Genomic DNA, 20,033 nt, shown 5'->3' on the forward strand with positions numbered 1-20,033 from the left:
GCCCGGGGCGGACGGCCGGAAGTACCCCCGGCCCGCTCCCGCGTACGTTTGAGCGTTCGAGACCCGGGCTAGGTTGAGGACCATGGCTGCAACGCACGGTGCCGAGGTGCTGGTCGCCTCCAATCGCGGGCCGGTCTCGTACGAACTGGACGAGGACGGTTCCCTGCACGCGAAACGCGGTGGCGGAGGGCTGGTCTCCGGGCTCTCCGCGATCGGCCCGGACGCGGGCGCGGTGTGGGTGTGCGCCGCGCTCGGCGACGCCGACCGGGAGGCCGTACGGCGCTTCGAGGACGGCCGGCGGCTGCCGGCCGAGGACACCGGCGGTCAGCGGGTCCGGATGCTCGACATCGCCCCGGACGTCTTCTCCGACGCCTACAACGGCATCGCCAACTCGGTGCTGTGGTTCGTGCACCACATGCTCTACCAGACCCCGCTGGAACCCGTCTTCGATACGGAGTTCCGGCGGCAGTGGGCGTCGTACGAGGCCTACAACCGGGCGTTCGCCGAGGCGCTGGCCGAGGAGGCCGCCGAGGGCGCGGCCGTGGTCGTGCAGGACTACCACCTGACGCTCGTCCCGGGCATGCTGCGCGATTTCCGGCCGGACCTGCGGATCGGGCACTTCTCGCACACGCCGTGGGCGCCGGTGGACTACTTCCGGATGCTCCCCGACGACATCGCCGAGCAGGTGCTGCGCGGCATGCTGGGCGCGGACCGGCTGGGCTTCCTCACCCAGCGGTGGGCGGACGCCTTCGCCCAGTGCTGCGAGACGCTGGCCGGCGGGCTCGGCGGCACCCGCGTGGGGGTGCACGGCCTGGGCGCGGACGCGGAGTTCCTGCGCGAGCGCTCACACCGGGCCGACGTGAAGGAGCGGATGGCGGCGCTGCGCGAGGAGATCGGCGCCGCTCCGGACGGCGGCGCGCGCAGGACGATCGTCCGGGTGGACCGCACCGAGCTGTCGAAGAACATCGTGCGTGGGCTGCTGGCGTACCGGCAACTGCTCGAGGACCGCCCCGAGTGGCGCGAACGGGTGGTGCACATCGCCTTCGCCTACCCCTCACGGCAGGACCTCGCCGTCTACCGGGAGTACACGGCCGAGGTGCGGCGGCTGGCGGAGGAGATCAACCAGCGGTTCGGCACGCCCGGGTGGACGCCGGTCGTCCTGCACGTCAAGGACGACTTCGCCCGCTCGCTGGCGGCCTACCGGATCGCCGACGTGGCGCTGGTCAACCCCATCCGGGACGGGATGAACCTGGTCGCCAAGGAGGTACCGGTGATCTCCGACTCGGGGTGCGCGCTGGTGCTGTCACGGGAGGCGGGCGCGTACGCCGAGCTGGGCGGGGACGCGCTGGTGGTGAACCCCTACGACGTGGCGGGCACGGCGGCGGCGCTGCACGAGGCCCTGAACATGCCCGGGACGGAACGCTCCGAACGCACGAACCGCCTGGCCGCGGCAGCCACCGCGCTCCCCCCGGCCCAGTGGTTCCTGGACCAGTTGCACGAACTGAACGCGGGCTGAACCGGCGGCGCCGCCGTGCCCCGGGCTCCGGGGCCGGGGGCCGGGGCCGGGGCCGGGGCCGGGGCCGGAACTCGCCGGGGCCCCGGGGGTCACATGTGGGCCGCCAGTGCCCCCAGCAGTTGCACCACACCCGCCGGGCCCGGTACCACCAGGTCCGCGCGGTCCGACAGTTCGGTCACCTCCGTGCTGCCGCTGCACACGAGGACGCCCGGCAGGCCGTCGGAGCGGAGTTTGTCCAAAGCGGTGAAGGCGGGCAGGTCTCCGAGGTCGTCACCGGCGTAGAGGACGGAGCCGGCGCCGAGGTCGCGGACGTACTCCAGGAGGGCGACGCCCTTGTCCATGCCCGGCGGGCGCAGTTCGAGGACCATACGGCCCGGTTCGACGATCAGGCCGTGCCGGGCGGCCAGGTCGGCGAGCGGGCCGCGCAACGCGTCGAAGGCGGCCTGGGGGTCCTGGGCGCGGCGGGTGTGGACGGCCAGGGAGCGGCCCTTCTCCTCGATCCAGGTGCCGTGCCAGGCGCCGATCCGGTCGAGGAAGCCGGGCAGTTCCGCGCGGACGGCGGCGACGCCGGGGTGCGGGGCCGGGGCGGTGACCGTCGCGGTGGCCGCGTCCCAGCGTTCGGCGCCGTAGTGGCCGAGGACGACGAGGTGGTCGAGGCCGGCCACACCGGCGAAGCCGCCGTGGCGCACCGCGACCCCGGCGGGGCGGCCGGTGACCACGACCACGGCGGCCACCTTCGGGGCGAGCGCGGCCAGGGCCAGCACCGCGTCCGGGTGGGCCCTGGCCCGGTCCGGGTCGGGCACGATCGGCGCGAGCGTGCCGTCGAAGTCGAGCGCGATCACCGCGCGTTCCGGGCGTGCGAGCAGCGCGGCGAGCCCGTCCCGCCCGGCCCGGGTGACCGGGGTCGGCAGGGCGGGGGCGTCGGGGGCGGGGTTGGTCGGATCCGTGTCGTGGCCCATACGCCGAACCTATCCACACACGGCCGGGCCCACTCCTCGGCGGCGGCCGTGGCTCAGCGCTCGGACCGCCGCGCGTCGCGCACCCGGCGCAGCCGGTTGACCGTCACCGGGTCGTGCGCCAGCGCGCGCGTGTCGTCGAGCAGGGCGTTGAGGAGCTGGTAGTAGCGGACGGGGGAGAGGCCGAGTTCCTCGCGTATCGCGCGTTCCTTCGCGCCGGGGCCCGTGAAGCCGCGCCGCTCCAGGGCGAGGATGTCCCGCTCCCGTCCCGCGAGGCCCGGCTCCCGCACCCCGTCCGGCTCGTCGCTCACGTCCATACGGGCACCGTAACCCTCACCGCCGACAGTGGCCCAGGAGCCCCTCGGGCCGGCCCCCGCCCCTGAGGCTCACCCCGCGCTCTCCTTCGCCTCCGCCTGTGAGGCCTGGGTCTGCAGTTGGTTGAGGACGCCCGTGGGGTCGCCGCCGGGGGTGACCGTGCCGCCGATGCGCTTCTTGATCTCGGCGCTGACCTGGGCCCAGGACGTCTTGCCCGCCGGGTAGAGCTGGGCGAGTGACAGTTCCTGGAGGAAGGGCCACAGGTTCTTGTCCTGCGGGGCCGCGGCCATCGCCTCGGACGCGGAGGTGGTGACGGGCAGCAGGTCGTACTCGCGGGAGAAGTCGAGGACGTTCTTCTCGCTGTAGACGAAGTCGAGGAAGTCGCCGACCTCCTTGCGGTGGCCGTTCTTCTTGAAGGCCATCATCCAGTCGGTGACGCCCATGGTGGCCTTGGGCGTGCCGTTCCTGCCCGGCACCGGCACCATGCCGAACTTCACGCCCGCCTGCGTGGCCTTCTGCATCAGCGTGGGGTGGCCGTTGAGCATGCCGACCTGGCCCTTGGCGAAGGCGTCGAAGGCGTCTGCGCGGTTGAGCTTGCCGGGGGCGACGGGGCCGGTCAGACCCTTGCCGACCAGCTCGTCCCTGAGCCAGGTGAACGTCTCGGCGTTCTGCGGGGAGTTGATCGTGTACGTACCGATGTCGTCGGTGTAGCCGGCACCGCCGCTGAGCAGCCACTGCATGGTCTCGGCCTGCGCCTCCTCGGGGCCGAGCGGCAGCGCGTACGGGTACTTCACGCCCTTGGCCTTCAGGGCCTCGGCGTCGGCGGCGAGGTCGTCCCACGTCTTGGGCGGGGTGAGGTTCGCCTGGGAGAAGAGCGTCTTGTTGTAGAAGAGCACGCGGGTGGAGGCGGCGAACGGGATGCCGTACTGCAGGTGCCGTACCTGCCCGGCCTCGGAGAGCTGGTCGAGGAAATCGGCCTGCACGGCTATGGAGAGCAGGTCGTCGGCCTTGTAGAGCAGGTCCTGGGCCGCGTAGTCGGCGTACGCGCCGATCTGGGCCATGTCCGGCGGGTCACCGGCGTCGACCATCTCCTTGACCTTGCGGTCCACGTCGGTCCAGGAGTAGACCTTGACGTCGACCTTCACGCCCGAGTGCTGAGCTTCGTAGGCCCGGGCCAGTCGGTCCCAGTACTTCTGCGAGCCGTTGGCCGAGGAGTCGCCGTAGTCCGCGGCGACCAGGTGGAGGGTGACGTCGGAGGATCCGGTGCTCCCGCAGCCGCCGAGAACCGAGGTCATCCCCAGCGCGGACGCCGCCGCGATCATTCCTGTCCTACGCCGCTGCACCGTTTTCCCGCCCCAACCGTCTCGTGTTCACCATGCGGACAAGATAGGTCTACACCAGCGCAGTGGACTAGACCTCTCGCGGGTCGAAGGGCCACACTGTCCCCTGTGAGACACGTCATCGCGCTCGATGTGGGCGGCACCGGCATGAAGGCCGCACTGGTCGATGAGAACGGCGGGCTGCTCCACCAGGCGCGCCGGCCCACCGGCCGCGAGCGCGGCCCCGACGCCGTCGTCGAGGGCATCCTCGGCTTCGCCGCCGAACTGCGCGCGTACGGCGCCGGGCGCTTCGGCGAACCGGCCGCGGCCGCAGGCGTCGCCGTCCCCGGCATCGTCGACGAGGAGCAGGGCGTCGCCGCCTACTCGGCCAACCTCGGCTGGCGCGACGTACCCCTGCGCGACCTGCTCGCGAAGCGGCTCGGCACCCCCGTCGCCCTCGGCCACGACGTGCGCACCGGCGGACTCGGCGAGGGCCGGATCGGTGCGGGCAAGGGTGCCGACCGGTTCCTGTTCGTCCCGCTGGGCACCGGGATCGCCGGCGCCATCGGCATCGACGGCCGGGTGGAGGCGGGCGCGCACGGCTTCGCCGGCGAGATCGGGCACATCGTCGTCCGGCCCGGCGGCATCCCCTGCCCCTGCGGACAGCACGGCTGCCTGGAACGGTTCGCGTCCGCCTCCGCGGTCAGCCTGGCCTGGGCCGAGGCCTGCGGCGAGATCGGCGCGGACGCGGCGGACTGCGCCAAGGCCGTGGAGTCCGGCGACGCACGGGCACAGGCGGTGTGGCAGGAGGCCGTGGACGCCCTCGCGGACGGCCTGGTCACCGCGCTCACCCTGCTGGACCCGCGCACGCTGATCATCGGTGGCGGACTCGCCGAGGCCGGGGAGACACTCTTCCGCCCGCTGCGGGAGGCCGTCCGACGCCGGGTCACCTTCCAGAAGCTGCCCACGATCGTCCCCGCGGCCCTCGGGGACACCGCCGGATGCCTGGGCGCGGGCCTGCTCGCCTGGGACCTCCTCGCCGCAGCCGCCCCGGCCCCCTCTCCTTCCCCTTCCACGACTGACCGGAGGTAGCCACCAGATGGCCCCCAGCAAGGTTCTCGACGGAGCCCGGGTGGTGCTGCCCACCGGGATCGCGGACGGCGGTCGCGTGATCGTCGACGGCACGCGGATCACCGACGCCGCCCCCGAGCACGCCGAGACCGTCGACGTCACCGGGCACTGGCTCGTCCCCGGCTTCGTCGACCTCCACAACCACGGCGGCGGCGGCGCGGCCTTCTCCGGCTCGGCCGACGACGTCATGACCGCCGTCCGCGCCCACCGCGCCCACGGCACCACCACCGTCGTCGCCTCCACCGTCACCGACGACATGAAGATCCTCACCCAGCAGGCCGGACTCCTCTCCGAGCTGGCCGAACAGGGCGAGATCGCGGGCATCCACTTCGAGGGACCGTTCATCTCCCCGTGCCGCAAGGGCGCCCACTCCGAGGCGCTGCTGCGCGAGCCCGACCCCGCCGACGTGCGCAAGCTGGTCGACGCGGCCCGCGGCCACGCCAAGATGGTCACGCTCGCCACCGAACTGCCCGGCGGCCTCGACTCCGTACGGATGCTCGCCGAGCACGGCGTGATCGCCGCGATCGGGCACACCGACGCCACCTACGAGCAGACCGTGGCGGCGATCGACGCCGGAGCCACCGTCGCCACCCACCTGTTCAACGCGATGCCGACGCTCGGCCACCGCGCCCCCGGCCCGATCGCCGCCCTCCTGGAGGACGAGCGGGTCACCGTCGAGCTGATCAACGACGGCGTCCACCTGCACCCCGCCGCCCTGGAACTGGCCTTCCACCGCGCGGGCGCGGCCCGGGTCGCCTTCATCACCGACGCCATGGACGCCGCCGGCTCCGGCGACGGCCGCTACCTGCTCGGCCCGCTGGAGGTCGAGGTCACCGACGGAGTGGCCCGGCTCGTCGAGGGCGGCTCCATCGCGGGCTCCACCCTCACCCTGGACCGTGCGTTCCGGCGCGCGGTCACCGTCGACCGGCTGCCGGTCGAGGACGTCGTACGGGCTCTGTCCGCCAACCCGGCCCGGCTGCTCGGCATGGACGACCGCGTCGGCTCCCTGGAGCCCGGCAAGGACGCCGACCTGGTGCTGCTCGACGAGGACTTCGTCCTCAAGGGCGTGATGCGGCGCGGCGAATGGGTGGTCGATCCCCGACTGGGCTGATCCGTCCGCCCCCGCGACCGCCCGGCCGGACGCGGTGACCGGTACGAGGGGTGGGCGGCACGCCGTCCGTTTGGCATGATCGAAACTCCGGCGGACGGCCGGAGCTTCGTGACAGGCGTACTTGCGTGACTAGCGCACCTACTGGGGGAGGCCGGCCCACGTGATCCTCACGGTCACGCTGAACACCGCTCTCGACATCACCTACCGGGTGCGGTCCCTGCGGCCCCACACCTCGCACCGCGTGTCGGAGGTGGGCGAGCGGCCCGGCGGCAAGGGCATCAACGTCGCCCGGGTCCTCGCGGCCCTCGGCCACGAGGTGACGGTCACCGGTTTCGCGGGCGGCGCCACCGGAGACGAGGTGCACGCCGGGATCGCGGCCGAGGCCGGCCTGACGGACGCGCTGGTCCCGGTGGCCGGCGCGACCCGGCGCACGGTGGCGGTGGTGGACGAGCACACCGGCGACACCACCCAGCTCAACGAGCCGGGCCCCCTCGTCACCGCCGCCGAGTGGGCCGCGTTCCAGGACGCCTACGAGGGCCTGCTCCCCTCCGTGTCGGCGGTGGCGCTGTGCGGCAGCCTGCCGCCCGGCCTGCCGGTGGGCGCGTACGCCGTCCTGGTGCGCGCCGCACGCGCCGCGGAGGTACCGGTCCTGCTGGACACCAGCGGGGAGGCGCTGCGCCGCGGCCTGGCCGCCCGCCCCGACGTCATCAAGCCGAACGCCGACGAGCTGGCCGAGCTGACCGGCTCCCACGAGCCGCTGCGCGCCACCCAGGACGCCCGCAGGCGCGGCGCCCACACGGTCATCGCCTCCCTCGGCGCCAAGGGCCTGCTCGCCCACACCCCCGAGGGCATGTGGCGGGCCGCCCCGCCCGCCCGCGTCCACGGCAACCCGACCGGCGCGGGCGACTCGGCGGTCGCGGGCCTGCTCTCCGGCCTGGTGGAGAACCTGCCCTGGCCGGACCGCCTGGCCCGGGCGGTCGCCCTCTCTGCGGCCACGGTCCTGGCCCCGGCGGCGGGCGAGTTCGACCGCGCGGCGTACGAGAAGCTGCTGGGGCGGGTGGAGGTGACGGGGGAGGTCAGCGCGGCGTGAAGGCCGCCTGGATCAGGCCCCGACCCAGCCCTTGACCAGCCACAGCTGGTCGAGGTAGGCATCGCACTGGTCGCCCTGCTCGCACGAGACCTTGAGGGTGTTCGTGCCCTTGTTGAGCTGGAGCCAGTTGTAGGTCTTCGTCCAGCCCTTCTCGTAGTCGCCCTCGCCGGCGTTCGTCCAGTTCTTCAGCTTGACGGCCGTGGTGGACGGGGTGCCGTTGACCGTGAGGGTGGCCTTGCCGTCCTTGCCGGGGACGCTGTAGCCGATGTAGACGCTGTACTTGCCGTCCTCCGGGATGCCGTTGACCGTCCAGGTGACGGAGGCGCCGGGCTTGTCGAAGTTGTTGACGTAGACGCCGCCTGCCGCCTGGGCGCCCTTGACGTCCGAGGCGGTGGTCGCGCCGCCGCCCAGCAGCAGCGCCTTCGCGTCGATCTTCGGGAGTTCGCCGTCGGCGGCCACGCTGCTGCTCGCCGACGGGCTGGGCCCGGTGCTCTGGGGGGCCGTGGGGGTGGAGTCGCCCGCCTTGGCGCCACCCTTGTCGTCGGACTTGTCGCCGATCATGGCGACGCTGATGCCGATGACGACGGCGGCGACCACCGCGACGGCGCCGATCAGCAGACCCTTGGTGTTGGGGCCCCGGCGGCCACCGCCGCCGCCCGGAGCGCCGTGGCCGCCCTGCCGGGGCGGCTGCTGGCCGCCGGGCAGGGTCTCGGGCGCGGCGTAGTGGGCGTTCGGCTGGCCGTACGCGCCCTGCTGCGGGACCTGGCCGTAGGCCGCCGTGGGGGCCTGGGGGGCCTGCTGGGTCTGCTGGCCGTACTGACGCTGGCCGACGGCACGGACCCGGTTGACCGAGCCGGGGTAGCCGTAACCGCCGGAGGGCGGCTGGGCTCCGTTGGCCTGCCCGTCGGCGTACAGGTAGCCGAACGGGTCGTCGTCCTCGGGCGTGCTCGGGCCGTTGTCGCCGGGCGTCATCCTGAGGTCTCCTCAACAATGCGGGTCGGGTGCAGTACGTCGTGAGATTGGACCGAGCCTACCCGCTCCCCGGGGACCGAATGGGTGACTCACCCCGCACCATGCCGCTGACCAGCGGCTTATCCGGCCCGCCGATGTTGTTTGGGACGAGATCGTTTCTCGACGTACATCCGCTCGTCCGCGGACTTCAGCACTTCGTCCGCCGTCATCCCGCAATGTGCCCATCCGATGCCGAAGCTGGCACCGACCCGGACCGCCCGGCCCTCGGCGCGGATCGGCTGGATGATCTCGTTGCGCAGCCGGACGGCGAGGTCCTGGGCGTCGGCGCGGCCGAGGCCGTCGGCGAGGATCACGAACTCGTCGCCGCCGAGCCGGGCCACGGTGTCGCCGTCCCGCACCCCGTTGGACAGCCGCCGGGCCACCTCGATGAGGACGGCGTCGCCCGCGTTGTGCCCGAACCGGTCGTTGATCGACTTGAAGCCGTCGAGGTCGCAGAAGAGGACGGCGAGTCCCTTGGCGCCGTCGTCCCGGTCGTCCTCGGGGGCGACGGTGTGCACGTGGTGGTCATAGGCGTCGTAGGCCTGCGGACCGGAGTCGAAGTCGAAGCCGTGGTCGTGTCCGGCCTCGACGGCGGCGTACGCCGGGTGCCCGTACGCGGCGTCCAGGGAGTCGAGGTCGCCGCTCAGCGCGGAGTGGGGGCGCCGGCACAGGCGCGCGGCGAGACGGGAGCGCAGTTCGGCGGAGTTCGGCAGGCCGGTGAGGGAGTCGTGGGAGGCGCGGTGGGCGAGGTGCAGCTCGCGGCGCTTGCGCTCCTCTATGTCCTCGACGTGGGTGAGCAGGAAGCGGGGGCCGTCGGCGGCGTCGGCGACGACGGAGTTGCGCAGGGACACCCAGACGTAGCTGCCGTCGCGGCGGCCCAGCCTCAGCTCCGCCCGGCCGCCCTCGGCGGAGGTGCGCAGCAGGGTGCCTATGTCCTCGGGGTGGACGAGGTCGGAGAAGGAGTAGCGGCGCATCGCGGAGGCGGGGCGGCCCAGCAGGCGGCACAGGGCGTCGTTGGTGCGCAGGATCCGGCCGTGCTGGTCACCGCCCATCTCGGCGATCGCCATGCCGGAGGGCGCGTACTCGAACGCCTGCCGGAAGCTCTCCTCGCTGGCGCGCAGTGCCTGCTGCTCGCGCTCCAGGCGGAGCAGGGCGCGCTGCATGTTGGCGCGCAGCCGGGCGTTGCTGATCGCGATGGCCGCCTGGAACGCGTACACCTGGAGGGCCTCGCGGCCCCAGGCGCCGGGGCGGCGGCCGTTGCGCGGGCGGTCCACGGAGAGCACGCCGAGCAGTTCGCCCGGGGAGCCGCCGGGCGCGCCGGGTGAGTACATGGGGGCGAAGAGGCGGTCGGAGGGGTGCCACTCGTCCTCGAAGCGGGGAGCGGGCCCGTCGGTGTACCACTGCGGGACGTCGTCGTCGTCGAGGACCCAGCCCTCGGTGTGCGGGATGAAGACCAGGTCGCCCCAGGCCTCGCCCATGGTCAGCCGGCGTTCCCAGGACTCGCGGGAGCCGGCCCGGCCGGTGATGAGGGCCTCGGCGGCGGTGTTGCCGGAGAAGGCGGCGACCACGAGGTCTCCGTCGGAGCGTACGAGGTTCACGCAGGCCAGTTCGTAGCCGAGGCCGGTCACGACGCCGTCGGCGACGGTCTGCAGCGTGTCCGCCAGGCTCCGAGCGGTGTTCATGTCCGCCATCACCTGGTGCAGTTGCCGCAGGGCCGCAAGACGGACGTAGGGCTCCGACTCGGTCTCCATGCTCGCCCTCCCCCCGAGACCTCGCAGTGAATCAAAGGGTTCTCTTCGGCGTATCGTGCCGTGCGGTCTACGCCACTGAATCACAGCGTGAAGCCCACTCGGTACACAGGGTCAACAATTCACGCTCCTTGTGACTCAAGTCACAGATGAACGTGAACAATTGAGTGGAGTTTCTGCTTTTTTCCGAAGCGTTGACTGAACGCAAACTCCGCGACGTGCGGCCATGATGCACGAGCGGGCCCGGGAACGGGCTGGAATCACCGGTTCCGTCGGCTCCTGATCGGCCCATGGTCCTAGGTCCGGGCTCGGGCCGAGGCCCGATGCGGGCGGCGCGGGGCGGTCATTAGCGTTGATGTGTGCTGAACACTTCCCACGCCCTGTCCTCCGCCCTCGCCGCCGCCTCCCCCGGGCATGCTGAGGGGGTGACCGACGACGAGTTCCGAGCCGCGATGTCCCGACTGGCCGCGGGCGTGGTCCTGGTGACCGCGCAGGAGCCGCCGCTCGACCCGGAGGACCCGCTGGCGCCGCGCGGCGAGGACGTGGGGATGACCGCGACGGCGTTCCTGTCGGTGTCCCTCGACCCGCCGCTGGCCCTGGTCAGCCTGCGCGAGGGCTCCCGCATGGACGACCTGCTCGCCGAACAGCCGCTGTGGGCGGTGTCCGTGCTGGCCGAGAGCCAGCGGCACATCGCCGGCCGCTTCGCCATGAAGGGCCGCATCAGCGACCGCCTGCTCTTCGAGGACATCCCCTACGTCCGCGGCGAGGTGTCCGGCGCCCCGCTGGTGGGCGGCGCTCTGGCCACCCTGGAGCTGCGCACCGAGCAGCGGGTCGTGGCGGGCGACCACACGCTGGTCGTCGGCCGCGTCCTGTCCGCCCGGCTGCCGAGCGCCGAGGGCGGCCCGCTGCTGTACTTCCGGGGGCGGTACCGGCACCTCGGCTGATCCACTCACCCGAGGGCGGTACCGGCACCCGGGCTGATCCGCACCTCCGGGACCGACACCAGCACCCGGGCTGATCCGCACCTCCGGGACCGACACCAGCACCCGGGCTGATCCGCACCTCCGGGGCCGCCGCCGGCGCCCGGGCTGTCGCGTAATCCTGTGGCCGGACGGCAGCCGCCCCGCCTACGGTGCGCCGGTGACCATCCCTGACCCCGGCACCGACACCGGCACCGACACCGCTCCGGTCCCCGTCGCCGCCTCCGCCGCTGCCGCGCCCCGCCTCGAAGAGATCACCCCCGCGAACCTGGACGCCGCGCTCGGCATCCGGGTCCGCCCCGACCAGGAGCACGCGGTCGCACCGGTCGTGAAGTCCCTCGCCGAGGCCTACGTCCATCCTGACGTCGCCTGGCCGCGGCTGATCACCGACGGGGGGCGGCCCGTGGGCTTCCTGATGGCCTTCTTCGACATCGACTGGCGCCTGGACGGCAGCGTGATCCGCTCGGGCCTGTGGCGGCTGAACATCGCGGCCGGCGAGCAGGGCCGCGGCTACGGCCGGTTCGCCGTCACCGCCGTCGCCGCCGAACTGCGCCGCCGGGGCACCAAGCGGATGTACGTCACCTGGCACCCGGGCCCCGACGGCCCGGAGCGCTTCTACCTCGGGCTCGGCTTCCGCACGAACGACGAGACGAGCGGCGGCCAGACGGTAGGCGTCCTGGACCTGACGCGAGAACCGGGCCGCTGAGGCGGCGCGGACCCGGTCGCAGTACTACCCCCAGTCGCGCCCCGACCGCCCCCGCTTCGTCTGCGAGCGCTGCTTCTTCTCGCGCAGGCGGCGTTCGTTGAGGCCGCGGGGGACACGGGTGGGCCTGCGGGGCTTGGGCGGGGGCGCGGTCGCCTCGGCGAGGAGGGAGGCCAGGCGGACGGCGGCGGTCTCTCGGTTGCGCCACTGGGAGCGGTGCTCGGAGGCGCGGACGGTGACGACCCCGTCGACGAGCCTGCCCGCCAGCCGCCGCAGGGCGCGCTCCTTCCACACCTCGGGCAGCGCCTCGGTGCGCGCCAGGTCGAAGCGCAGTTCCACCTGGCTGTCGGTGGTGTTGACGTGCTGGCCTCCGGGTCCCGAGGACCGCGAGAAGCGCCAGGCCAGCTCGGCCTCGGGGAGCGCGACGGAGCCGCGGATGACATAGGGACCGGACATGTCCTCCATGGTCCCGCGCCGGTCCGGGCCGCGTCACCGGGTTTTCCCGGAACCGGCGCGGCGGCGTCCCGTCCGACCGGTCCGGCCGTTCGAACCCGGCTTGGTAAAAAAGGTAAAGACATCCGGAACCATGGGGACCCCTCTCGGCGTTCCTAGAGGTGGCGGTAGCTTCGTCCGCACACGCAACGAGGGAAGGGACTCCCAACAATGGCTGTAAGCCTCTCCAAGGGCGGCAACGTCTCGCTCACCAAGGAAGCCCCGGGCCTGACCGCCGTCACCGTGGGCCTCGGCTGGGACGTCCGCACCACCACCGGCACGGACTTCGACCTGGACGCCTCCGCCATCGCGGTCAACACCCAGGGCAAGGTGTACTCCGACGCCCACTTCGTCTTCTTCAACAACAAGCAGACCCCGGACAGCACCATCGTCCACACCGGTGACAACCGCACCGGCGAGGGCGCGGGCGACGACGAGGCGATCAACGTCAACCTGGCCGGGCTCCCGGCCGACGTCGACAAGATCGTCTTCCCGGTCTCCATCTACGACGCCGAGAACCGCAGCCAGAACTTCGGCCAGGTCCGCAACGCCTACATCCGCATCGTCAACCAGGCCGGCGGCGCCGAGATCGCCCGCTACGACCTGTCGGAGGACGCCGCCACCGAGACCGCCATGGTCTTCGGCGAGCTGTACCGCAACGGCGCGGAGTGGAAGTTCCGCGCGGTCGGCCAGGGTTACGCCTCGGGCCTGGTCGGCATCGCCCAGGACTTCGGTGTGAACGTCTGACGGGCCGTCACACCACGCCCGGAGCCCGGCCCTGCGCGTCAGCCGTCGCGGGGCCGGGCTCCGGCGCCCTCCCGCACCGGGCGACGCCCGGACACCGCCGCCGCGTACGGTGCGCGCATGATCCTCCAGCCTCTGCCGCTCTCCCCCGAGCACGGCCTGCCGGGCGAGCTGCTGACCGAACTCACCGCGCTCTACGCCTCCCAGCGCGACTTCCACGCCCTCAGCGGTGACTTCCCCGACCCGGACGACATCCGCCCCGAGCAGGTCGCCGCCGCGCTCGCGGACGAGCTGGCCCACCCGGGCGCGCAGGTGCTCCTGGCCCGCGGCGCGGGCACTCTCGTGGGCATCGCCGTCACTCTGGACCACCACCCCGACCCGGCCGACCCGGACCCGTGGATCGGCCTGCTGATGGTGGACGCGGCGGCCCGGCGCCAGGGCCACGGCAGGCGGCTCGCGGCTCTGGTGGAGGACCGTTTCCGCGAAGCGGGCCGCACCGGCGTCCGCCTCGCCGTCCTGGACGGCAACCACACGGGCCTCGCCTTCTGGACCGCCCTCGGCTACACCGTCGTCGACCACCGCGAGGACCGGGGCCGGGGCCGTCCCTGCGCGGTGCTGCGCAAGGAACTGGGCCGATGAACCGGGCTGAGGAAGCGAGCAGGGGAACCGGGCAGGCGACCCGGGCAGCACGAGCGAGAACCCCTCGGGACGGTCCCGGCAGCTTCCTCACGGACGTGCGGGCTTGCCCTTCCCGTACAGCCAGTCCCGCCAGATCGCGCTGAAGTCCTTGCCGGGGACCTTCTTCTCCACGTAGGACGTGAAGTCGGCGGTGGAGGCGTTGCCGTGGCGGTGGGCCGCGGCCCAGCCCTGGGCGATGCCGTAGAAGGCGTCGTCCCCGACGGTCTGGCGGATCCTGTGCAGGACCATCGCGCCGCGGTCGTACACGGGCGCGTCCGAGAGGACCGCCGCACTGCTCGGCCGGCCGGGCGGATAGGCCCAGATGTCCGTCCCGTTGTCGCCGTCGCCGCGGTAGACGGTGTCGAAGGTCTCCTGCGCGCTGGGGCCGTCGTGGTCCTCCTTCCACAGCCACTCCGCGTACGTGGCGAACGACTCGTTGAGCCACATGTCCCGCCAGGTCTTCGGGGTGACGGAGTCGCCGTACCACTGGTGGGCCAGTTCGTGGACGAGGGTGCTGGTGTCGGGGGCGCTGGGGAACGCGGGCCGGTTCTGGGTCTCCAGCGCGTAGCCGACACCGGGAACGCGGTCGACGATCGCGCCGGTGGAGGAGAAGGGGAAGGGGCCGAAGTTGTACTCCGCCCAGTCCATGATCTCGGGGATCTGCGCGAGCACCGGGTCGCCGGCCCGGGCCAGGGCGGGATCGACGGCCGTGTACACCGGCAGGCCGTTCGCCAGGGTGGAGCGGCGCACCTCGAACTCGCCGATGGCGACCGTGGCGAGGTAGGTCGCCATCGGCTCGCCGACGTGCCAGCGGTACGTCGTACGGCCCCCGCTGGTCGTCGTGTTCTTCAGTTCGCCGTTGGAGACGGCGGTCAGCTTCCGGCTCGCGGGCACGGAGACGGAGATGTCGTACGTGGCCTTGTCGGAGGGGTGGTTGTTGCTGGGGAACCACGCCATCGAGCCGACCGGCTGACCGAGCGCCAGCGCGCCGTCGGCCGTGGGCAGCCAGCCCTCCTTCGCCCCGTCGGCGTCGGTGACGGTCCGGGGGGTGCCGGAGTAGCGGACGGTGGTGCTGAAGGTCTCGCCCTCGTCCAGCTCGTCGTGCGGCCGGACGGTCAGCTCCTGGCCGGCCCGGTGGAAACGGGCGCCCTTCCCCTCGACGGTCACGCTCCCCACGTCCATCCCCAGGAGGTCGAGGTCGAAGGCGGACAGGTCCTCGGTGGCGCGGGCGGTGACGACGGCCGTGCCGGTGAGGCGGCGGTGGTCCGGGTCGTAGGCGAGGGTGAGGTCGTAGTGGGTCACGTCGTACCCGCCGTTGCCCGCCTTGGGGAAGTACGGGTCACGCAGACCGTAACCGCCCGGACGGCCGTGGACGCCGCCGTCGCAGGCGGTCAGCGGGAGGGCGCACAGCAGTAACGCGCCGGCAGCTCGGACAAACAGCGCTGTTCGGGACACGAGTGCGATCCTATGCGGCGGCCGTGGCACCATCCCTACGTGCTCGACATCGGCTACGCCCTCTCCAACCGCTTCCCCGACCCTCCGCAGACGGACTACCGCCGGGCGGACGTCCACGCCCTGCGCCACGACCTGTTCTGCGGCGACGTCTACCTCGCGGACACCAAGTCGGACCAGGAGCTGGCCACGGCCTGGGGCTGGGTACCGGTGCTCGACTTCGCGTGGGCGCTGTGCGACATCGTGGAACAGGTGGACCGGGACCCGGCCGGCTCCCGGGCGGCCCGGCCCCAGCGGGCGGAGCTGGACTTCACCGAGTCCACCGACCGCATGCTGTTCGAGCGCCGGTTCGGGTGGGTGGACATCGAGGCCGACTGGATGCCGGCCGAGGAGCCCCCGCTGTCCTTCTCCCACGCCGAGCTGCGCCGCGAGGCACGGGACTTCCTGCACGACCTGATCGCCGACCTGTGCGACCTGCACGAGGACCTCGCGGAGAACCCCGCGCTGTGGACCCTCCAGGCCCGCTTCCCCCGCATGTCCTGACTCCCTGTCCCCGCCCCTCCCCTGCCGCGCCCCCGTCCGCCGCGCCCCCGTCCGCCGCGCGCCGGTGCGACGCGCGCCGGTCCGGCGTACGCCTGCCCGGCGGCCCCCGTCCGCAGGCGTCACGCGTCCGCCCCTCAGTCCTCCACCCTGACCCCCAGTTCCGCCGCCAGCACCGGCGCCAGGTCGAGCAGCTGACCCGTGCTGATCACCGCCCCCGCCAGCCGGTCCACGCCCCGCGCGATCTCCAGCGAGGCGGCCCCGCGCAGGTCGACGTCGCTGAGCGTCGCCCCGCCGAAGTCGACGCCCTTGAGCACGCAGTCCACGAACTCGACCCGCTCCAGCCGGGCTCCCCCGAAGTCCGGCTCGACCAGGACGCAGCCCTCGAAGACCACGTCCCGCAGCTTCGCCCTGCGCAGGTTCAGGTAGCCGATCTTGCCGCCGCGGATCCACACCCGCTCCAGGACCGCACCGTGCAGCTGCACCCCGCCGAGCCGGGCGTCGACCAGCTCGGCGTCGCGCAGAGTCGCGTCCGCGAGGCTCGTACCGACGCCCCGCACGCCGGTGAGGACCGTGTCGAGCAGACGCGCGTGGCGCAGTGACGCGTCGTCCAGGACGCACCCCCGCAGCGCGCAGTCCATGAACCGGGCGCCCGCGCCGTCCTGCCCCGAGAGGTCCGCCTCCCGGAACTCCACCCCGTCGTAGTCGCCGTCCGGCGCCAGTCCCGCGCCGTCGTACGCCTGAAGCGCGGGCAGCCGCACCTCGGGCCGCCGCGCCGCCTTCACCCCGCCCCGGCCGGTGCCGGACCCGCCCGTCCCGCCGGCTCCGCCCGTCCCGCCGACCGCTCTCCTCGCCATGCCCCCATCCTGCACCCCACCACTGACAGCGCCCCCCACAGAGCCCCTGCCGACCCTTCCGACCTGCGCGGACACCGGCGATGTCACGAAACGGGGGCCCGGACGGCCGTACCGACGAAAGACGAAGGAGCCCGCCGGGCGGACCGCTTCGGCCCGGCACGGCGCCCCGGGGGATGCGAAATGATCCGATTCGTGCTGTTCTGGCGGGATGAGTATCACCCGAAAAGGTGAATCCTCCGTCGTACACCGGCACCACACCCGGCATCACCACACCGGGCACCAGCCCCGCCACGCCCGGCCCTCGGACGCGCACCGCTGGTGGGCGCTGGTGGTGATCGCGATCGCGCAGCTGATGGTGGTGCTGGACGCGACCATCGTGCAGATCGCCCTGCCCTCCGCCCAGCGCGATCTGCACATGTCGGACGCCAACCGCCAGTGGGTGATCACCGCCTACAGCCTCGCGTTCGGCGGGCTGCTCCTGCTGGGCGGGCGGGTCGCCGACCTGGTGGGGCGCAAACGCACGTTCGTCATCGGACTCGCCGGCTTCGCCGCCGCCTCAGCGTTCGGCGGCGCGGCGACGTCCTCCGGCATGCTCTTCGGTGCGCGGGCCCTCCAGGGCGCCTTCGCGGCGGTCCTGGCCCCCTCCGCGCTCTCCCTGCTGACCACGACCTTCACCGATCCGCGCGAGCGCGGCAAGGCGTTCGGGATCTACGGCGCGCTGGCGGGCAGCGGCTCGGCGATCGGCTTCCTCCTCGGCGGTCTGCTGACCGAGTACCTGGACTGGCGCTGGTGCCTGTACGTGAACGTGCCCATCGCCGTCTTCGCCGTGCTCGGCGCGTTCGCACTGCTGCGCGACCGGCCGGGGCACGCGGGCGCCCGGCTGGACGTGCCGGGCGTGCTGCTGGGCTGCGGCGGCCTGGTCGCCGTGGTCTACGGCTTCAGCGAGGCGCAGCCGCGCGGCTGGACGGACCCGCTGGTGCTCGCCCTGCTCGCGGCGGGCGCCGCGGTGCTGGCGGCGTTCGTGTGGTGGCAGACGCGGGCGCCGGTGCCGCTGCTGCCCCTGCGCATCCTGCGCGAGCGCACCCGGGCGGGCTGCCTCCTGACCATGCTGCTGGCCGTGATCGGCATGTTCGGGCTGTTCCTGTTCATGACCTACTACCTCCAGGAGATCCTCGGCTACTCGCCGCTGCGGACCGGGCTCGCCTTCCTGCCGCTGACCGCCGCGATCATCGTCGGCTCCACCCAGATCTCGGCCCGGCTGCTGCACCACGTGGCGCCCCGCGCGCTCATGGTCCCGGGGATGCTGCTGGCGGCGGGCGGCATGCTGCTGCTGACCCGGCTCACGGTCGCCTCGCAGTACACCACCGAGGTGCTGCCCGCGCTGCTGCTGATGGGCCTCGGCATGGGCCTGACCTTCATGCCGGTGTTCGCCACCGCCACCACGGGCGTCGCCCCGCAGGACGCGGGCGTGACCTCCGCGACGGTGAACACGGCCCAGCAGGTGGGCGGTTCGATCGGCACCGCGCTGCTCAACACGGTCGCCATCTCCAGCAGCACGGCGTACATCACCGCGCGCCTGCGCTCACCGGCAGACCGGGCCCGGGTGGTACCGCAGGGCATCGTGCACGGCTACACGGTCGCGATCTGGTGGGCCGCGGCCGTCATGCTCCTGGCCGGGCTGGTCGCGGGCCTGATGGTGACGGCCCGCGCGCCCAAGCACACCGTCCCGGCGGAAGGCGCCGTACCGGAGTCGGTGGCCTGAGCCGGCCCCGCAAGGCGGGGCCGCCGAGACCCGCGAGGGGCGGGGAGGGTCCCGAGTCGCACCCGGGGCCCTCCCTCTGCGGGACCCCGCGCACACGGGCATTGGTGCCCGGCCGCACCCGGCCGCGCTCCGCCGTCCTCCAGTCCCGTCGGTCACGCCCCACGCCCCGACCGCGCTCCGCCGTCCTCAGCTCCGTCCCGCCACCCGGTCCGCGAGCCGGGCCAGTGCGGAGGAGCGGGCACTGTGGGTGAGGGCCTCGCGGCGGTCCGCCGTGCGGTAGGTGGCGTACATGCCCTGCACGCCCAGCCAGCGCAGCGGCTCCGGTTCCCACTTGCGGACCTTGTGGCCCACCCAGGGCAGGCCGGTCAGCGGGGTCGCGCCCGCCTGACCGGAGTCGAGCCGGACCAGGTCGGCCAGGGTGCGAGCGGCCAGGTTGGTGGTGGCGACGCCCGAACCGACGTAGCCGCCGGCCCAGCCCAGGCCGCTGCCGCGGTCCAGGGTGACGGTCGCGCACCAGTCGCGCGGGACGCCGAGGACACCGGACCAGGCGTGCGCGATCCGCAGCCCGGCCAGGGAGGGGAAGAAGCCGACGAGGATGTCGCGCAGGTCGCGGACGGTCTCGCGCTGGGTGCGGCCGTCGTTGTCGGTGCGCGAGCCGAAGCGGTACGGCACGCCGCGCCCGCCGAGCGCGATGCGGTCGTCGGCGGTGCGCTGGGCGTACATGTAGGCGTGCGCCATGTCGCCGAGGGTCTCGCGGCCGTCCCAGCCGAGCGCCGCCCACTGCGCCCCGCTCAGCGGCTCGGTGGCGATCATGGAGGAGTTCATGGGCAGCCAGGTGCGCCGCTGCCCCTTGAGGGAGGCGGTGAAGCCTTCCGTGCAGCGCAGCACGTAGGGGGCGCGGACGGTGCCGTAGGGGGTGACCGCGTGCCGGGGGCGGATCTCGGTGACCGGGGTCGCCTCGTGGATCGTCACGCCGAGCGCCGCCACCACCGATGCGAGGCCCTTGACCAGCTTGGCCGGGTTCAGGCGCGCGCCGTGCGGGGTCCAGGTGGAGCCGACGGCGTCGGCGACCCGGATCCGCTCGGAGGTCTCGCGGGCGCCGTACAGCTCGCGCTCCTTCTCGCCGTACGCCAGCTCGTGCTCGTGGAAGACCTTCAGGCGGGCCAGCTGGGCGGGGGTGCGGGCCACCTCCAGGACGCCGCCCTTGTGGACGTCGGCCTCGATGCCCTCCTCGGCGGCGACGCGGATCACCTCGTCCACGGTGTGGTTCATCGCGCGCTGGAGCCGTACGGCGGCCTCGTGGCCGTGCAGCTTCGCGTACCGGTCGCGGCCGGCGACGCCGTTGTAGAGCCAGCCGCCGTTGCGGCCGGAGGCGCCGTAACCGCAGAACTTCTGTTCCAGGACGGTGATGCGCAGGGACGGCGCGGCCTTCTTCAGGTAGTACGCCGTCCACAGCCCCGTGTACCCGCCGCCGACGATCACCACGTCGGCGCTCGCGTCCCCGGTGAGCGGTTCGCGCACGGCGGGGACGCCGTCGTCCGCGAACCAGAAGGAGATGCCGCCGTTCACGACGCCGCCGTTGTCTGTGCCGCCGCCCGCGGCATTCCTCGCCGAGCTGCTCATGGCCG

The 20,033-nt window shown here is 73.2% G+C and carries 19 protein-coding genes; 10 read left to right on the plus strand and 9 right to left on the minus strand.

Features of this window, described 5'->3' with window-relative positions; translation table 11 throughout:
- Nucleotides 1–82 precede the first annotated feature (82 nt).
- On the plus strand, nt 83–1,516 hold the full coding sequence (locus ACFC02_RS02685) for a trehalose-6-phosphate synthase (protein WP_376351132.1): 1,434 nt from the start codon (nt 83–85) through the stop codon (nt 1,514–1,516).
- Nucleotides 1,517–1,605: 89 nt separating this feature from the next.
- On the opposite strand, the gene otsB is transcribed toward ACFC02_RS02685, so the two are convergent.
- The 3 genes from otsB to ACFC02_RS02700 all read right to left on the minus strand — a co-directional run bounded on the left by otsB (nt 1,606) and on the right by ACFC02_RS02700 (nt 4,109).
- Nucleotides 1,606–2,475 carry a trehalose-phosphatase gene (gene otsB, locus ACFC02_RS02690; protein ID WP_376351134.1) on the minus strand — a complete coding sequence of 290 codons (870 nt, stop codon included), beginning with the start codon at nt 2,473–2,475 and terminating at the stop codon, nt 1,606–1,608.
- A gap of 53 nt (nt 2,476–2,528) precedes the next feature.
- The gene (locus ACFC02_RS02695) at nt 2,529–2,789 is read right to left on the minus strand and encodes a DUF3263 domain-containing protein (protein WP_376351137.1); all 261 of its coding nucleotides are present in this window, start codon (nt 2,787–2,789) and stop codon (nt 2,529–2,531) included.
- Nucleotides 2,790–2,858: 69 nt separating this feature from the next.
- On the minus strand, nt 2,859–4,109 hold the full coding sequence (locus ACFC02_RS02700; protein ID WP_376351140.1) for an ABC transporter substrate-binding protein: 1,251 nt from the start codon (nt 4,107–4,109) through the stop codon (nt 2,859–2,861).
- Nucleotides 4,110–4,235: 126 nt separating this feature from the next.
- Here ACFC02_RS02700 and ACFC02_RS02705 point away from each other — a divergent pair, with 126 nt between their 5' ends.
- The 3 genes from ACFC02_RS02705 to ACFC02_RS02715 all read left to right on the plus strand — a co-directional run bounded on the left by ACFC02_RS02705 (nt 4,236) and on the right by ACFC02_RS02715 (nt 7,438).
- Nucleotides 4,236–5,198 (plus strand): ROK family protein, encoded by a 963-nt coding sequence (locus ACFC02_RS02705; protein WP_376351142.1) that lies wholly within the window; start codon nt 4,236–4,238, stop codon nt 5,196–5,198.
- A gap of 7 nt (nt 5,199–5,205) precedes the next feature.
- Entirely contained in the window at nt 5,206–6,348 is a 1,143-nt protein-coding gene (gene nagA, locus ACFC02_RS02710) for an N-acetylglucosamine-6-phosphate deacetylase (protein ID WP_376351145.1), read from the plus strand.
- 160 nt (nt 6,349–6,508) lie between these two features.
- Nucleotides 6,509–7,438, plus strand: a complete 930-nt coding sequence (locus ACFC02_RS02715) for a 1-phosphofructokinase family hexose kinase (protein WP_376351148.1) — start codon at nt 6,509–6,511, stop codon at nt 7,436–7,438.
- A 12-nt stretch (nt 7,439–7,450) separates the two neighbouring features.
- On the opposite strand, the gene ACFC02_RS02720 is transcribed toward ACFC02_RS02715, so the two are convergent.
- Both ACFC02_RS02720 and cdgB read right to left on the minus strand, forming a co-directional pair.
- Entirely contained in the window at nt 7,451–8,410 is a 960-nt protein-coding gene (locus tag ACFC02_RS02720) for a carbohydrate-binding protein (RefSeq protein ID WP_376351151.1), read from the minus strand.
- Between the two features lie 119 nt (nt 8,411–8,529).
- A complete protein-coding gene (cdgB, locus tag ACFC02_RS02725; RefSeq protein WP_376351153.1) occupies nt 8,530–10,200 on the minus strand; it encodes a diguanylate cyclase CdgB in 1,671 nt (556 codons plus the stop codon).
- A gap of 422 nt (nt 10,201–10,622) precedes the next feature.
- Between cdgB and ACFC02_RS02730 the strand changes: the two genes are divergently transcribed.
- Both ACFC02_RS02730 and ACFC02_RS02735 read left to right on the plus strand, forming a co-directional pair.
- Nucleotides 10,623–11,141, plus strand: a complete 519-nt coding sequence (locus tag ACFC02_RS02730) for a flavin reductase family protein (RefSeq protein WP_376351234.1) — start codon at nt 10,623–10,625, stop codon at nt 11,139–11,141.
- A 289-nt stretch (nt 11,142–11,430) separates the two neighbouring features.
- Nucleotides 11,431–11,883 carry a GNAT family N-acetyltransferase gene (locus ACFC02_RS02735; protein ID WP_376351237.1) on the plus strand — a complete coding sequence of 151 codons (453 nt, stop codon included), beginning with the start codon at nt 11,431–11,433 and terminating at the stop codon, nt 11,881–11,883.
- 24 nt (nt 11,884–11,907) lie between these two features.
- On the opposite strand, the gene arfB is transcribed toward ACFC02_RS02735, so the two are convergent.
- A complete protein-coding gene (arfB, locus tag ACFC02_RS02740; RefSeq protein WP_360967660.1) occupies nt 11,908–12,345 on the minus strand; it encodes an alternative ribosome rescue aminoacyl-tRNA hydrolase ArfB in 438 nt (145 codons plus the stop codon).
- A 198-nt stretch (nt 12,346–12,543) separates the two neighbouring features.
- On the opposite strand from arfB, the gene ACFC02_RS02745 reads away from it, so the two are divergent.
- Together ACFC02_RS02745 and ACFC02_RS02750 are read left to right on the plus strand one after the other, a co-directional pair.
- Nucleotides 12,544–13,119, plus strand: a complete 576-nt coding sequence (locus ACFC02_RS02745; RefSeq protein ID WP_279539912.1) for a TerD family protein — start codon at nt 12,544–12,546, stop codon at nt 13,117–13,119.
- Nucleotides 13,120–13,236: 117 nt separating this feature from the next.
- Nucleotides 13,237–13,755 carry a GNAT family N-acetyltransferase gene (locus ACFC02_RS02750; protein ID WP_376351157.1) on the plus strand — a complete coding sequence of 173 codons (519 nt, stop codon included), beginning with the start codon at nt 13,237–13,239 and terminating at the stop codon, nt 13,753–13,755.
- An 87-nt stretch (nt 13,756–13,842) separates the two neighbouring features.
- On the opposite strand, the gene ACFC02_RS02755 is transcribed toward ACFC02_RS02750, so the two are convergent.
- Complete coding sequence (locus ACFC02_RS02755; protein ID WP_376351160.1) at nt 13,843–15,282, minus strand: M1 family metallopeptidase; 1,440 nt, start codon at nt 15,280–15,282, stop codon at nt 13,843–13,845.
- 6 nt (nt 15,283–15,288) lie between these two features.
- On the opposite strand from ACFC02_RS02755, the gene ACFC02_RS02760 reads away from it, so the two are divergent.
- The gene (locus ACFC02_RS02760) at nt 15,289–15,789 is read left to right on the plus strand and encodes a hypothetical protein (protein ID WP_376351162.1); all 501 of its coding nucleotides are present in this window, start codon (nt 15,289–15,291) and stop codon (nt 15,787–15,789) included.
- 134 nt (nt 15,790–15,923) lie between these two features.
- On the opposite strand, the gene ACFC02_RS02765 is transcribed toward ACFC02_RS02760, so the two are convergent.
- Complete coding sequence (locus tag ACFC02_RS02765) at nt 15,924–16,643, minus strand: pentapeptide repeat-containing protein (protein ID WP_376351164.1); 720 nt, start codon at nt 16,641–16,643, stop codon at nt 15,924–15,926.
- 208 nt (nt 16,644–16,851) lie between these two features.
- Between ACFC02_RS02765 and ACFC02_RS02770 the strand changes: the two genes are divergently transcribed.
- Nucleotides 16,852–18,405, plus strand: a complete 1,554-nt coding sequence (locus ACFC02_RS02770; RefSeq protein WP_376351166.1) for an MFS transporter — start codon at nt 16,852–16,854, stop codon at nt 18,403–18,405.
- 186 nt (nt 18,406–18,591) lie between these two features.
- Here the strand turns inward: ACFC02_RS02770 and ACFC02_RS02775 are convergent, their stop codons facing one another.
- Entirely contained in the window at nt 18,592–20,028 is a 1,437-nt protein-coding gene (locus ACFC02_RS02775; RefSeq protein WP_376351168.1) for an NAD(P)/FAD-dependent oxidoreductase, read from the minus strand.
- Between the last annotated feature and the right edge of the window lie 5 nt (nt 20,029–20,033).

This window comes from Streptomyces sp. NPDC056160, from assembly GCF_042268205.1.
In the GTDB taxonomy this organism is placed as follows: domain Bacteria; phylum Actinomycetota; class Actinomycetes; order Streptomycetales; family Streptomycetaceae; genus Streptomyces.